Origin of the sequence: Mesorhizobium sp. M0659 (genome assembly GCF_040320605.1) — a bacterium.
GTDB lineage: Bacteria > Pseudomonadota > Alphaproteobacteria > Rhizobiales > Rhizobiaceae > Mesorhizobium.
Genome location: NZ_JAMYPY010000006.1, coordinates 185,966 through 200,703 on the forward strand (window position 1 = coordinate 185,966; position 14,738 = coordinate 200,703).

Consider the following 14,738-nt stretch of genomic DNA (forward strand, 5'->3'; position numbering starts at 1 on the left):
CATTGAGAGTGACGGCAGATCCCGGCGCCAGTCGACGGGATCTGCCTGACAATCGCCGATGGTCAGTGACAAATCTCCTGGGCGATCTTGTCGCCAACGACGATCAGGCCCTTCAAGACGGCGCCTGCCGTCGCCCCCACCCCCGGAATCAGGATGGCGATGCCGGCAAGCAGTTCCAATATCGGCTTTGCTTTGGTCCATATGGAGCAGAAATCGTCTCCTGCTCCGGCACTCCTGACCGCGCCGGGCGCCTGGTTCACTTCCCGCATGATCAGGTCAGATGCTTCCTGGGTATTCATGATGTTCTTCCTTATGCTTTGGTCAAACGATGCCAGCCTCCGCCGTTATGGCCGAGCGCCTGGTTGTCTAGTTCCTGAAGTCCATCGCCTCGCTAGGCGTAGAATGACCAGTCCGTCATACTCATGCCGGGCTCGTCTTACGCTACAGGACGGCTTGCGGCTTTCGTGCCGGTGTCCGTCTTCTTCTTGTTCTTGCGCGGGCCTGGCGCAGCACCCGCGTATGCGACCTGAGGTATCGCCGCCCGAACGGCCGCGAGAACGTTGAGCCGGCCGTGGCCGAAATAGTCGTTTCGTCCGCTCGCGCCGTAGGGAAATGTGCCGATCTTGTCGGCGGCCTGCTGGATGATCGTTCGAACCTCATCCTCGCGCAGGTCGGGGTTGACAGACAGCACAAGCCCGCACGCACCCGCGACAATGGGCGTTGCCGATGACGTTCCGTTAAATGTCGGAAAGTAGTCGCCGCCGGCGTAGCCGGAAGTGCCTGAGATGTCGGTTGTCAGATTGTGCACGCCTGGCGCTGCAACGCCAATCTCCGGACCGAAACAGGTGCCCCACCAGCTCTCCCCGTCCATGCTGGTCGTTGTCTTCAGTTCGTCGAACTCATTCGTCGCAGAAACGGTCAGCACATTCGGCAAAGTGCCGGGGAACTGTACCGCAGTCGAATAGTTGCCGGCAGCGATGACGACCACGCAGCCCAGCCCCGCACGACCTCTCGTGCGCGCTTTTTCAAATTCCTCCGCAATGGCGCTGGAAGGAAGGCCGCCGCCCCAGCTGTTGCTGAGCACGTCGGCGCCGTTTTTCCAACTCCATTCGATGGCGTTTGCGATCTTGGAGTTGCTGGTGATCCATGGACCGTCCTTGAAGGCCGAGTAGGCGATCCTCACTCCTAGCAGCGAGCACCCGGTGCCCGCTCCTTGAACTCCAATACCCGCCGCGCCGGCAGCGGCCGCAAGTCCAGCGCAAGCCGTTCCGTGACCGTCCCAGGGATTGGGATCTTGATAGGTATCGTCGTCACCAGCATCGAATGTGCCCGCGATCGCACCAGCAAAATCCGGGTGCCTGGTGTCGACACCTTCGTCCAGAATAGCGATACGGATGCTCGGATTCCCTATGGATATGGCCCAAGCTTCATTGGCGCGCGTGATACGCATTGCGTACTGATCCGTTACGATCGGGTTCAGCAGCGGCTGCGCCTGGCCGACCGGTCGCTTGGGGATGTGCCTGCCTATGGTCACAAGGTCAGGCTCAGCGAAGCGGACGGCGGCCTCGTCATCGAGTTGAGCCGTTACCGCAAAGACGTCCGCGTCTTTGGATACCCGCGCAAGGATGCGGTCGTCCGTGGTGCTCACCTCGACAAGTTTGTACTTCTTCAAGATCGCCTGTTTCATGGCAGGCTTGTCGAGACCAATCAGGATTCGATCGCTTGCGACGACCTGATTGCCGTTCACTCGAAAGACCGGGGCGGCCCGCATCACACTTGGCTGCTCGTTGAACGCATTTATTGCGCCTTCGGATTGGGCCCTCGTCACCGGGTCGGCGACGTTCGGCCCTGTCGAATCAACCGGTATTATCGTCAGGTCCTCGCCTGGGATGTCGAAGCGGTTCGAAAACGGACCCGCTCCCGAGGCCACCGTGGCGGTCATGCGAACGCTGTTGGGTTGCGTCGGATGAAATTGGACGGCGACCGCGCTGGGATCAACGTCGAGGCGCACGGTCTGTCCCATTACCTTGTATTCGTATGCCATGATTTTCTCCTCTCAAGAGAAGTGTCGTATTGGATGACGTCGAACGATCTGATCCTTGCCCGCTCACTTGTTGTCCAAAGTGGTTTCTGTGACGCCGGACGATGACGAGCAGCCTGTTAGTGGACTCCGATCTCGATCAGATAGGCGCAGGCATCGCCGTACCATTTGGCCGCGCGGTCGAGATGGTCGCCATAGGTGCGTAAGCCCCAAGGGCTGTGCGGGCTCTCGTAGAGTCCACCTGCGTTGAAGGCAGCCGCCACGAAGATTGGATCGAGGCCGCTTTTGCTCAGGCGAATGCGTATCTCGGCCGCACCCAGATCCAGATTCGCCGCATATGCGTAGAGTGGATGATCGGCGGGTCTGGGATCGGGCTTTGCCGGGTAGACCGGCGCGATTTCGAAGGGCGCGTAGTGAAGGCCGTATTCGGCTCCCTTCGAGCGGATAACCCAGCGCGCCGTCGTGCCGAGCGATTGCATCGGACCGGCCGAATAGTCTCCCAGCGTCGGCGGTTTTACATCGTCGTTCGGTACATGGGCCTCCCACCGAAACGTCTTGGGGCCGGTGAACTTCTGTGACTTGTATATGTGTGTTTCGGTTGCGACCGTCATCATCAGCAGCGCGGGCGGTATGCTGTGCTTGGCGCTCGCGGCCAGCAACTCGTCGCCCATGTACTCCATGATCTTGCGCATGGTGTCGAGGCTTTCCTCCCAGCGCTGCTTCGTGATCACGCCCTGTTCCCTGGTGTCGAGACCGCGCTCGTCATAGCGCCACTCCCGCACGCCATTGCCAAAGGAGTGCCAGTCCTTCTGATCCATCGGAGGGATGGCCGCTGGCGCAAAGGCAATGGCGGGCGCGCTGAGGGTCTTGACGCGTTCCGGCGCCACGATGCTGACGCGCGATACCGATTGATCGGTGTCGAGGCGTTCGGCCGAGGCCGCGAGATTCAAGAGAAGTTGACTGGGATTGCGAAGGCGGCTGGGGCGCGGACTGGATTGAGGCCAGGAGTAGTTTCTGGTTGTGCCGCTGGCATAGGTTTCGAAATGCAGCATGTTGAGGCGGCCGATCGTGCCGATCCGTTGCCCCGCCCGCACCCGGTCGCCGATGTGAAGGCCCAGAGCAGTCAGAGAGTTAGGCGCCACCTCGCCGTAATTGACGACATAGCCCGCATGCTGAACCAGCAGCGCGTAGGTGTTCTGGTAAAAGTGGTAGAAATTGACGATCCGTCCATCCTCGACGGCGACGACGGCGTCGCCTTGCGAACAGTAGAGATCGATCGCGCAATGATAGCGCGCACCGCCACTACGGTCGGCCATGAAGCGCCGGGAAGCATTGCTGCCGGAAGTGCCGCCGCCGGCGAGTCGCGTGTTTACCTCCATCGCGCGCGGATGGCGCGTCACCACGGGCCAGTAGGTCTCGGCGGCGGTGGAGACGGCAAACGCAATAGGATCGCCTGCAGGGATTGGAAGGGCTTGCGCGGGCGTATCCTCGGCATGTTCGGCAAAGTGCTGATCGATGGCGGTGAGCACATTCTCGCCGTCCGCCCCTGCCTCAAATGCTTCAGCAGACGACGTCGACGCCGAGAGGAAGGTGACATCCGGAACTGTGCTGGCGCGGGCTCCCCGCCTCAGGGCTGCCACCCGGTCCAGGAATCCCTGCCAGCCGCCCGGCCGGCCGCGCAGCACGCGCGGGCAATTCTTGCCTGTCCAGTCGTGATGCTGGCGCAGACCCTGCGGCATCGCGATGCCCAGCTGCGTGCCCAGAAACACACAGAGTTTGGCTGCGCGATCGTAGGCGGCGGCCTCGTTCATGCCGCGATACATGCAGATCTCGATGCCTATGCTTGTGGCGTTGGCCGGGCCTGCGTGCCAGCCTTTTTCGTTGATGGGCAAGTGCTGGTAGATCGTGCGGTCATCCACCGTGAAATGCCAGGAGACCTTGCGGGCGATGGCATCGGCACCGCGAATGTAGCGGTTATGTGCCGCCGCGTCGGCCCCCGGCGAGGCATTGTCGGTGTTGTGGATGGTCAGGGTGGTCGACCGGATCTGTGTCCCGGGACGCGTGGGGAATCCCGGTGGCAGCAGGTCAACAATAATGCCGAGGGGAGCGCCTGCTGCGGCATTGACCTGGCCGCCCTTGCGGTTCGATTTTTTGTTGCGGGGTGTTGGTACGGAATTGTCCAAGGCGTCCTCCTTTGGCGCAAAAGTCCCCAAGCCAGGCGGCAACGATGGACCGGCGTGTCCCAAAGACTTTGTTTGACTTTCGCTTCGAGCGAGAATGTTGGCGATCCTAGTTCATGCCCGCAATTTGCGGCGTGAATTGCTCGTGAAAAAATCTCAGCGCATGAACAGTAGCCTTTGCGACTTTGGGTTCATCTGCGAGATGCCGGCCTGTATTATTTTTACAGGAATGATTTTCGTACTGGCCGGCAGGTAGCCAAGTACAAGAGAGTGGGATATTGAATCCTGGGTTGGAATGTGCGGCGCAGGGCGACATGCTGAAGCTGAATGCTCTTGGCAAGCTAAGCCTGATTGACGAGGAAGGCCGGGATTTTGCTCCGCACGGCAGCAAGGCGCGCGGGCTGATCGTGCTTCTGGCCACCGCACCAGGTCATTCGCGCTCGCGAGGGTGGCTGCAGCAGCGTCTGTGGAGCGACCGCGGGCCCGAACAGGCGGCCGGGAGTCTGCGCGCCGCCTTGAGCGAAATACGCCGGACGCTCGGAGCGCATCGGGCTCTGCTGATGACGTCGCGCCATGCCGTCACGTTGGATCCCTCGGCTTTCGAATTGGTTTGTGAAGCACCGCCTGATACCGGGCTCGGCGGCGGCATCGAAGCCTTTGAGGGCGTCGAAGTGCGGGATCGCGCTTTCGAGACGCTTATCGGCGACCTGCGCGGCCGGGCGCTGGCGCAGTGGGCGCAGCGACGCAAAGCCGGACCGAAATCGAAGCGGATGGTGATGGTGCGCAGTGACGCGCGCGGATCGCCCGCGGCCGATGTCGGCGCGCGGTTGTTGCAGAACCGTATCCTGGGCGCACTTCGGCAGATCGACGATATCGAGATTATGGATGCGGGCGGTGCCGGCGATGGGCAAGGCGAAGCCTCGCCTGACGGATCCCCACAGTCGATACTGCTGATCCGGCTCTTGTCCGTCGCGCTGAGCGATGGGGTGTTTCTTTCGTGCGAGATTCACAATGGACGCAAGCTGTGGTCCGACAATGCCAGCGTTCCCGCTACGATGGCTGCGATGCACGACTCTGCCAGTCTGGACAAGCTCGCACTGAGCGCGGTGGAACACGTCATGGGCGCATTCGCCGAGCGCGCCGCGATCGAGGGAGCCGGCGCGTGTGCCTTTGTGCTCGAGCGCCAGGCAAAGGACCTGTTCTTTCGCCTCGACAAGGCGAGCCTGATCAATGCGGACCGGCTTTTCAGGCGTGCCTTCGAGATCGAGGCCCGTGGCCGCTACCTGGTTTGGCGCGGTTTTCTGCGCAATGCGGCGCTGTTTCAGCACCGCTCGATGTCGTTCCTTGACGAAGCGCCATCCGTGACGGAGCTCGCGGTCGAAGCGCTGCGACACGCACCGGACGATGCTATCGTGCAGACGATCAGCTCGCAGATTGAGTATGTGCATCAGGGCAATCTGCGCACGCCCTTGCGAATGGCGCAGCAAGGTGTCGAGCGCGATCCCACCGATCCGCTTGGCTGGGCTCTGCTCTCGAACGCGCTGACCACCAATGCCAGGTTCGAGGAAGGCTACCGCACGGCCGGCCACGCCCTGACCCTTGCCCGCCACGGCCCCTACGCGTTTTACTTTGAGCACTTTGCCTGCATGGCGGCAGTGGCTCTGTCGGAGTACGAACAGGCGCTTGTGCATGCGGAAGCGGCGTTGCGGGTCCGGCCGGATTTCGTGTCGACACGCCGCTATGAAGTCGCGCTCAACCTGCTGGGCGGCGACACGCCCAGCCTTGCCCGCTCGGTCAGCGCGCTGCGGCGACAGGAGCCAGACTTTACCCCCGCCACGCTGCTCGACCCGGCATACCCGGTCAATACGCTGCGGCGGTTGCCACTCATGGAGACAATAGCCAAGAGCGCGGTCGCGTCGGTGGGCGGGTCGTGAGCAGGTCTTGCCCTTCAGCGGCAGCAGTGTTTCATCTGGATAGTCGCAGAACTTGCGTGATTCCGTGACGCCCAAAGCCGAGCTTTACCGCAGGCTTGCCGGCAGCGAGACACAGCGTGAAATCATCGTGAATTCGCATCTATACTCACTCTGACGGCCCGCGCATGACTAGCCATCCATCAGCGGCGCTGCTTTACTTTACGTCAACGCCGTTGCCTGACGCGGAGGTCTGCCTTGCCTGTTCCCACAAAACCGATACCGAAACGCTCCGTCCGCTTCGACGCGGCTGAGCGCGCCGCGCTGGACGCCGCGCTGCAGAAGAATACGCTGTGGTATCTCGGTGCGGGCAAACCCGACGATGCACCGGTCGCGCTCACGATGCAGCGATATGCCGATCGGTTCGGCGCGCATCGGGCGGTCGCAACCTCGTCTGGTACCGCAAGCCTGCATGTGGCGATCGCCGCGTCGCAGATGCCAACCGGCTCCGAGGTGATTGTCACGCCGATCACTGACATCGGCACGATCAACGCGATCCTCTATCAAAACCTCATTCCCGTGTTTGCGGATGTTGATCCCGACACGGCGATGCCGCAGGCGAAACATATCGAGGCCGCGATCACCGAACGCACGCGTGGCGTGGTAGCGGTGCATCTTACGGGTCGTCCGGCAGAGATCAGTGACATCGCGGCCCTGTGCGACGCAAAGGGACTCGTGCTGATCGAGGATTGCGCGCAAGCGCTGGGTGCGACGCACAAAGGAAAGCCTCTCGGACAATTCGGGCGTTTTGGCTGCTACAGTCTCAACGATCAAAAGCACATCACCTGCGGTGAGGGCGGCTTCGTGTTGACCCGCAATGACGCTGACTATTTTCTGTGCCACAATTACGCGGACAAGTTCTTCGATCGCCACAGCCGGGGCGTGCGCCTGCATGCGCTCGCGCCCAACTACCGGATGAGTGACCTTGATGGCGCGATGGCCGAAGTCCAGCTGGCCAAGCTCGATCAAATGGTTCTGCCGCGGCGCCGGCTTGGAGATCGGCTCAACGACGAACTGGCCAAGATCCCTGGGATCATCCCGCAGGGCAGGCCGCTCGACGGTGAAAGCAGCTACTTCTTCTTTCTCTTCCGCATCGACAGTCCTGGCGTGATCAAGTGCTCACGCCAGGAGTTTCGCGATCAGATGTTGGACTTGGCCGGGATCAGTTCGTCGGGTGCCTACGTGCCGGAGCCCATCTACCGAAGCCACTACTTCCTGAACAAGTCCTTCTTTCCCGGCAAATGGCCAGCCGAAGTCGTGGCGGGGCGCACCTACGACTACAACACGGTAAGCTTGCCCGGTGCTGAGAAGGCGGTCGAGACCGGCATACGCTTCATCTTGCATGAAGGTTTCAAGGATTCGGATATCGACGATTACGTTGCGGCGGTCAGGATGGTCGCCGAGCGCAATTCCTGATGCAGTGTTCCTCTGAGGTCGGTGATGGGCAACCGCGCACTTTTTCTCTCCCTGACCAGCATCTTCTTTGCATGCTTGTTGTCGACAAGTCCGGCGCAATTGCCGGGCAACAAGCGGTGTGACACGGAAGGTATGCCGTTTGGCGAAGCCGCGCGCGTTAAGTACGAATGCGCCAGCACGCACCCGCTTGAGGCCGGGTCGGGCGAGCGGGAGTTTTCGCTCAAACTGGGATCGCTCGCGGCCTATCCGGCCCAGACATATCCCTGGAAGGACATCGATCCCACCAAAGAGCCCGAGCGCTATCTACGCACGTTGCTCGCGTATGGGCTGAAAGACAACGTCGCGCTCGACTGGCGCATCGAAGACGACAAGGAGAACCGCTGGTGTCTCGCGCCGTGGTTCCAGGATCTACGCGAGCGGCTTCGCGGCATGACCAAGGAGCGCGGCTCGCGGCCGTTCGAGTTGCATGCGCTTCAAAAGCAATCCAGCGAGAACTGGGCGGTCGGATTTTACAATGCGCCCGGTTGTGCCCGGCTGGCGCTGCTCTGGAAAGATCCGGCCTTTCCCAAGACCAAGGACTTCGCCTTTGTTGACGGCAGCTTCGCGATCAAGCTGCTCTTCACCACCGCGACGCCGGCCGACGTGCCGTATCTGGCCGGCTCGCTCGAATGGAAGGCCGCGATCGGCAAGGAGGGGCAGATCGCAACCATGCGCCTCCTGCAAGTCGATGTCGCGGTAAAGGACGACCGTCGCAACGGTCTGTCGGGCTGGGTGTTCGGAACCTTCCTCTACGATGCCGCCACGCCGGGCGTCACACCTTATGAGCGGCTCACGCCCGTTGGACTGAGTTGGGGCAACGATCCGACTTTGACGGCGTTCCAGTATGAGCAGGCAGGCCAACGCGTCAGCCAATCGTGGGTCAACCCGCGGGTCTCGGAGAAATTCTTTGCCCTGCCGCGCCACAATCTTGGACTGTTCGGACGCCTGAACGGTCCGGTGGACAATCCACGATCGACCTGTATCGCCTGTCACGGCCAGGCGCTCGATTGGGGCCGCGCCATACTGAAGGACACGCTGGCCGAACAGACAGTCGGCCTTCTTAAACCCGGCCCGCCCGATCCCGACAATGACAGTGCTGTCCAGAAGTATTTCGCCAATCTCGGCAAGGCGTCTTTTGTCGGTGGCACCCAGGCCCTTGACTATTCTTTGCAGGTGGCAATTGGCGTCCAGAATTTTCGGGCCTGGGTTATCCGAAGTTACCCGGGGATGGCGGATCAAACCACGGATGTGCCAAAACTCGTCTTCCCGTCGGACCCTTCAGATCTGGGGCCGCTTGATGCGCTCCGTAACAGTGGCGGGGATCTCGCCGGGCCATCGGAGATCCTTTTCGCCCGCTGACGGGCAGGCCCCGAAAGCCTGCTGTTTCTCCCGTCAGCCAGCAGATGTAGAGCGGCAATCTGCAGGAGACCGCTCCTGTCCAAACACAATGATCGACACAGAAAGCAAAGGTGACTTATGAAAGACACGATTGCGACATGGGCGCTCTACTTCTCAATCGCTTCATTCGCCCTCTATCTGGTGACGGCCGTCGCGCAGCTCATCGCGCAACTTAGGGCGATTCGCCAAGACGCTCCCTCACCACAGGCGCTCCCCAACGTCTCCGGTTTCTTTACGGTGATCAAGGACCTCGTAGAGGCATTGTCCAAAGCCAGTCCTTCGCTCGTCGCCTTGATCGCTTCGATCGCCTATCTGGCCCTGGCCGGAATGGCCGTCGGCATGTTCGGCACCGGTTGAGCATCTCGTGTTCGGCACGAGAGATTTCTGGACGGAATGACGCCAGTCAAGGAGCGAAGGGATCGATTTCCGCCACGACCTCGGCATCACCATCAAACTCGTTGATTGGGCTGACGGAATGGGTGCCATCGCCGGCCTTGAAGATGATGATCGTGATCATGAGGGTGGTGGCGAGGCTGTTGGCGAAGGCGACTGCATCGTTGAGGGACATCTTTCCAGCTCCTGTCTTGGAGGCGGGAGACCATCCCCCGCGCGACAGGCGCCCGATGCGTCCGCTCGAGAGCCGCGATCAGCGCGCAGGCAAAGCCGAAGCGGCGGCATGCTTGCATAGCCGACCCTTTACGGGTTGATGGCGCCAGGCACTCGGACGGACCAAGGATGAGCGCAATGGAAGCGGGGGATGGTCTCCGCTTAAGCCAGGTGCTGGAAATGTCTTTCAACGGTGTCACTGCGTAGGATTCGAGCCGTCCAGGTCGTCCACGTCGGAAGGCAAGAGTTGGCTGCGAGATTCCACCTACCGTAACGCAAACGAGGCTTTCGAGGCGTCGTAGCGGGAGTGATGGACTCATCGAGCGAACGCCACTGGATGAATTCGGAGATCTCCCAGCGATCGCCGGCATTGGCGCCGGACGCTGCCCAATCGCCCGCTCTACGACGCGAGTTGATGGCGCAGCAGCCTGACATTCTTGGCGATCGATATGGGATGACGACGCTCACGCGCCGCCTCCTTTCGGGCGGAAGTCAAAAACCGGTATCCCGAGCTTTTTGGCTTTGTCTGCGAGATTGTCCTGGATGCCCGTACCCGGAAAGACGATGACCCCGATCGGAAGCACATCCAGCATGGCGTCGTTACGCTTGAACGGGGCGGCTTTGGCGTATTTCGTCCAGTCGGGTGCGAAACCGATCTGCGGGACTTTGCGATGATCCGCCCAGCGGGAGGCGATTTTCTCGGCGCCTTTCGGCGACTTGCCGTGCAGCAACACCATGTCGGGGTGTTTGGCGAGAACCTGATCGAGCTTTGCCCAGATCAGGCTATGATCATTGAAGTCGAGCCCACCGGTGAAGGCGATCTTCGGGCCGGGTGGCAGGAGCACATCCTGCGAGGCACGTTTTTGCGCAGCCAGAAAATCACGACTGTCGATCATGGCCGAGGTCATTGCCTTGCGGTTGATCATCGATCCGCTGCGCGGTTTCCAGCTTGACCCGGTATGGCGCTCATAGTGCTCAGCGGCTTGGTCGCGCATCAGCTCGAACGCGTTCTGGCGTTCGATCAGCGTCTGGCCTTCGGCCGTCAGGCGTTCCAACTCGACCGACTTGACCTCGCTGCCGTCCTGCTCACGCTGGCTGCGGCGCTGGGCCTGCTCATTGTCGTCCAGTTCACGGCCGATGCGGTCGGTAGCGCGGTGGAAGACATTGACGGTCGACCAGAGGAGATCCTCGAGGTCGGGCTGAAGGCGTGTGTCGTCCAAGGTCGCGATCAGTGCGTCGAAGATATCGGCGATGGCATCGGCCACTCTGTGGCCATCAGGAAGTGGTCTGGGGTCCGGTTCGTCCACGAAGTGACGGTGCCCATAGAGTTGCAGTTCGGTGAGGAGATGGTCCGTGGGAGAAGAGGCGTGATGGGGTTCGGTGTCGTCATGCTCATCCATGGGATGCTCCGTCGGATTGACCGCGACCCACGCGGCCTTCATGGCGACGAAAGCCGGTGAGCGGGCCGGACCTGCACCCGCGGCGAAGCGAAGGGCCGGAGTACAGCGGAGGATGGCGCAGGCCGGCTATTTTGCCTCGCGATGGAAAGCGCTCGCCCACGAGCGCGCCGGAAAATAGTCGGCCGTAGACATTGCCGGTCCGGACCGTTTGCCGGCCGATCGCCCTCTGGAGGGCCGGAGCGCGGCTCTCTCCCGAATTTGGGGCATCTGAGCGATGGCCAACGAGAGCCGACCGACACCCCACTTGCCTGTTCCGGATCATGCTGCCGGCGATATGAAGCGGACCACATCCTGCGGGGCGAGTTGAACCCGGAGGTTTGCCTGAAGAGCTTCGACGCCGAACACGCGGAGATCCTCGTTGAAGTCCCCGAGTATCGGCGACAACACGATCACCTCGATCCCGTCGGCATTCGCCCGTTCGATCAAGGTGTCGCACGCGCCATCACCGGCCGGATCGTTGTCACGCACGATGTAGAGTCTCCTCACCGAGGTCGGAAACAGGAATGCCGACAGATGGGCTGCCGAGAGTGCGGCAGCCATGGCCATGGTGGGCATGGCGCATCGCGCCGACAGAACCGTCTCGATGCCCTCGCCGGCGGCCATGACATCGCTCGGCCGCCCAAAGGAGACCGCGTGTCCAAGAAGGTCGCCCATAGCGCGCCTCGGCGTATCGATCGGCGCCTTATCCGTACCCGAAGGGTTGAGCCAGGTGCGGTGCGCGCCCGTCTGACGGCCATTGCGATCGGTGACGGACGCAATCATCGCGGGCCAGGCCTCGGTCGGCGAATGCATGTCGGGGCGATAGTAGCAATACGGATGAAATCGCAGGCTGTCGGTTCCGTCCAAAGCCGTGATCCCGCGATTGCGAAGATAGATCTCTACGATGGTGCCCGAAATGGGCTGCGCCATCGCCACCAGTCGACGCGCTGCCTCTGGTGATCCCAATGGTGCGGGGGTCGATTTCGGGCGGAGCGAAATCCTTTTCGGCTCGGGATGCGTCACGCCGAGGAATGTCCGTGCTTCGTCGACAACGTCCTTGAAGTCGATGAGGCCGTAGCTCTCGCGGATGACGTCGAGAAGATCGCCATGCTCGCCGGTGGCGGCATCGGTCCATTTGCCGGCCGCACCTTTGCCAGATTCGCTGCCGTACAGCCGCACGAACATCGACCGGCCGGGTGCGTTGCGGACATCGCCAACAAGCCAGTAGCGACCCGCGCGGTGGCCATTCGAAAGATAGTGGCGGCACACCGCCTCGGCCTGGGCAGCCAGCCGTCGCGCAAGTTCCGTGACTGGGTGCATTGCGGACTCCCAAACAAAAACGGGCCCGCCGTTGCCGACGGGCCCTCGGGTCTATGGGTTGCTCCTTTGGCTATTCAGCCGCGACCGCATCCGTCTGGATCTCGGCTGCATCAGCTTCGGTCCGCAGCTCGGTTTCCGCCATAGCCGGTTCGTCGCCGCCCACCGCCATGTCCGCGACCTGCTCGTCGATGGAGCGGTCGCTCGCGATCGACGCGGTTTCATCAACCGCCTCGACTGAGCGACCTGGCGTGCGAAGCGGCTCCGGCAACCATCCGGAATCCGCGAGCAACTCCTGCGCCTTCTCAGCCATGTCGCCCTTCTTCAGATGCTCGATCCGGTCGCCGGCACGAGTGCCCTTTGCTTCGCGAACGCAGGCGAGGATACGAGCCTTGGTGACGCGCCCGAGATAGGTGTCGACCGTCGGTGCCCAGCCGGCCGCCACCATGTCGAGATCGACGGCCTGCGCGAGCTGGTCGGCATTGGTAAGTGCACGCGGTCGACGATTGTACGCCTCGTAAATCGCGTTCACCGACAGCGACACGCAATGCGCAAACAGGGTCTGGCGACTGTCGCTGTCGAAGGCCTGCAAGGCATTCCACAGATCTCCAGGCTCCTTTGGAAGTGCCGCCACCCAGGCCTGGTGACGATCATCGACTGCCGTCGCCAGGCCGCTGCCGTTCAACCCCGGGGCCTGTGCCCCGAAGCTGACGATTTTCAGATCGAGCTCGAGGCACGTATCGGAGCCATAGCTATAGAAGGCACGAAGCGTGAGGGCATGGAGTGCTGCGAGAAAGGCGACTTCAGGCCGCTCACCGAGCGCCTGGCGCAAGGCAAGTGTCCGATGGGCAGTCAGTTCGGTCATTAAGCGGTCCGGGATCGGCTTCAGGCCATCTTCCTCTTCGGCGTCGACCGCAGCGTCGATCTCTGAATTCGAACGCTCTGCATCGTGTTCCGTATGTGCCTCGATAGCACCAGCCTCGTTTGCGCCATGGGCACTCGTTTCAACTGGACGCTCGTCTTCTGGGCGAACATATCCACGCTCGACCTTCAGGGTGCCCGTTGGGTCGATGCTGACGAAGGCGCCGGCGCGTTCGATTTCCTCGGGATCGAAAACCTCCGGCCTGTCGTCAAGCGCGCTGATCGCGGTTTCGATCTCGCCGAGCCGTGCGTCGACCTCTTCGGGCAGGTCATCGGCGTCGGTGAAGGCCTGTTCCAGGTCCTCCAACTCTGCCTGGAGAGCGGCGCGCGTGACCTGGTCCTGCTCGGTGAGCGTGGGCTGCTCGCCACGGAGACGGCGCAGGCCATAGGTATGGCCGTAGGGAAAATCCGGAGCGACCTCGATCCATTTCCAGCCTTCGGGGGAGATTGCCTCTGACTGCAGCCGGAGCTTTTCCGCAACCAGCGTCTCCAGGAGACCGACATCCTGCAGCCAACCGCCGTCGTCGCTCTGGAACAGGTCACGCATGATGGCGCCACCAGCCTCGGCATAGGCGTCGAGGCCGATGAATTGTGCACGCTTGTCAGCAACGCGGACGGCGGTTTCAGTCAGCATGCGGCGGATGACGTGCGGTTCCTTGTTGTAGCTTTGCGTGAGACGTTCGAAGACCTGCTCCTGCCGTTCATGGTCACCATTGACCGTGAACGCCATGAGTTGATCGAGGGTCATGCCATCGTCAGCATAAACATCGAGCAATTTGGGCGAGACCGTAGCCAGGCGGAGCCGTTGCTTCACCACCGTCACCGAGACGAATTGGTTGGCGGCGATTTCCTCTTCAGACATGCCCTTCTCGCGGAAAGTCATGAAGGCTCGAAACTGGTCGAGCGGATGAAGCGGCGCGCGCTGGATGTTTTCAGCAAGCGAGTCTTCCTCAGCCAAACCGCCTTCGCGAATGACGCAGGGCACGGGCGCATTCTTGGCAAGGCGCTTCTGCTTTACAAGGAGTTCGAGAGCGCGATAGCGGCGCCCGCCGGCCGGGATTTCGAACATGCCGGTCTCGTTGCCGTCGGCATCGCGCACGGGCCTGACGGTAATGCTCTGTAGAAGCGTTCGCCGGGCAATGTCCTCCGCCAAATCCTCGATCGATACGCCGGCCTTGATCCGCCGAACGTTTGCCTGAGAGATGACGAGTTGATTGAAAGGGATGTCGCGCGACGACGACAGGGTGATTTTCTTCGCAGCAGTAGCCATTGCGGTGCACTCCGCGACGGGCGGCCGAAAGCCTCTCTCTCGACCTCCAACCCGTCATGAAGCTACGGGCCCACCTCTCACTCTGAGAGGCGAGCCACAGAACCAGACAGCAGGAAAGGTCCAGAACCGGAACGGCGTTAA

The 14,738-nt window shown here is 61.7% G+C and carries 11 protein-coding genes; 4 read left to right on the forward strand and 7 right to left on the reverse strand.

Annotated features, from left to right (window positions below):
• Window positions 1–62 precede the first annotated feature (62 nt).
• The 3 genes from NKI31_RS12560 to NKI31_RS12570 all read right to left on the reverse strand — a co-directional run bounded on the left by NKI31_RS12560 (window position 63) and on the right by NKI31_RS12570 (window position 4,224).
• The gene (locus NKI31_RS12560) at window positions 63–299 is read right to left on the reverse strand and encodes a hypothetical protein (protein WP_352651704.1); all 237 of its coding nucleotides are present in this window, start codon (window positions 297–299) and stop codon (window positions 63–65) included.
• Between the two features lie 137 nt (window positions 300–436).
• Window positions 437–2,044: a S8 family serine peptidase gene (locus tag NKI31_RS12565; RefSeq protein WP_352651705.1), complete on the reverse strand. Its 1,608-nt coding sequence runs from the start codon at window positions 2,042–2,044 to the stop codon at window positions 437–439.
• 116 nt (window positions 2,045–2,160) lie between these two features.
• Window positions 2,161–4,224, reverse strand: coding sequence for an N-acetylmuramoyl-L-alanine amidase (locus NKI31_RS12570; RefSeq protein ID WP_352651706.1), 2,064 nt, complete (start codon window positions 4,222–4,224; stop codon window positions 2,161–2,163).
• A gap of 311 nt (window positions 4,225–4,535) precedes the next feature.
• Here NKI31_RS12570 and NKI31_RS12575 point away from each other — a divergent pair, with 311 nt between their 5' ends.
• The 4 genes from NKI31_RS12575 to NKI31_RS12590 all read left to right on the forward strand — a co-directional run bounded on the left by NKI31_RS12575 (window position 4,536) and on the right by NKI31_RS12590 (window position 9,401).
• Window positions 4,536–6,155, forward strand: coding sequence for a hypothetical protein (locus NKI31_RS12575; RefSeq protein ID WP_352651707.1), 1,620 nt, complete (start codon window positions 4,536–4,538; stop codon window positions 6,153–6,155).
• A gap of 234 nt (window positions 6,156–6,389) precedes the next feature.
• Window positions 6,390–7,607, forward strand: coding sequence for a DegT/DnrJ/EryC1/StrS family aminotransferase (locus NKI31_RS12580; protein ID WP_352651708.1), 1,218 nt, complete (start codon window positions 6,390–6,392; stop codon window positions 7,605–7,607).
• Between the two features lie 24 nt (window positions 7,608–7,631).
• Window positions 7,632–9,005, forward strand: a complete 1,374-nt coding sequence (locus NKI31_RS12585; RefSeq protein WP_352651709.1) for a hypothetical protein — start codon at window positions 7,632–7,634, stop codon at window positions 9,003–9,005.
• Between the two features lie 117 nt (window positions 9,006–9,122).
• Window positions 9,123–9,401 (forward strand): hypothetical protein, encoded by a 279-nt coding sequence (locus NKI31_RS12590; RefSeq protein WP_352651710.1) that lies wholly within the window; start codon window positions 9,123–9,125, stop codon window positions 9,399–9,401.
• 46 nt (window positions 9,402–9,447) lie between these two features.
• Here NKI31_RS12590 and NKI31_RS12595 read toward each other — a convergent pair whose 3' ends face one another.
• From NKI31_RS12595 to NKI31_RS12610, 4 genes are all read right to left on the reverse strand, one after another.
• The gene (locus NKI31_RS12595) at window positions 9,448–9,612 is read right to left on the reverse strand and encodes a hypothetical protein (protein WP_352651711.1); all 165 of its coding nucleotides are present in this window, start codon (window positions 9,610–9,612) and stop codon (window positions 9,448–9,450) included.
• Window positions 9,613–10,114: 502 nt separating this feature from the next.
• The gene (locus NKI31_RS12600; protein ID WP_352651712.1) at window positions 10,115–11,050 is read right to left on the reverse strand and encodes a DUF2493 domain-containing protein; all 936 of its coding nucleotides are present in this window, start codon (window positions 11,048–11,050) and stop codon (window positions 10,115–10,117) included.
• Between the two features lie 318 nt (window positions 11,051–11,368).
• Window positions 11,369–12,409 (reverse strand): DUF7146 domain-containing protein, encoded by a 1,041-nt coding sequence (locus NKI31_RS12605; protein ID WP_352651713.1) that lies wholly within the window; start codon window positions 12,407–12,409, stop codon window positions 11,369–11,371.
• A gap of 70 nt (window positions 12,410–12,479) precedes the next feature.
• A complete protein-coding gene (locus tag NKI31_RS12610; RefSeq protein ID WP_352651714.1) occupies window positions 12,480–14,597 on the reverse strand; it encodes a ParB/RepB/Spo0J family partition protein in 2,118 nt (705 codons plus the stop codon).
• Between the last annotated feature and the right edge of the window lie 141 nt (window positions 14,598–14,738).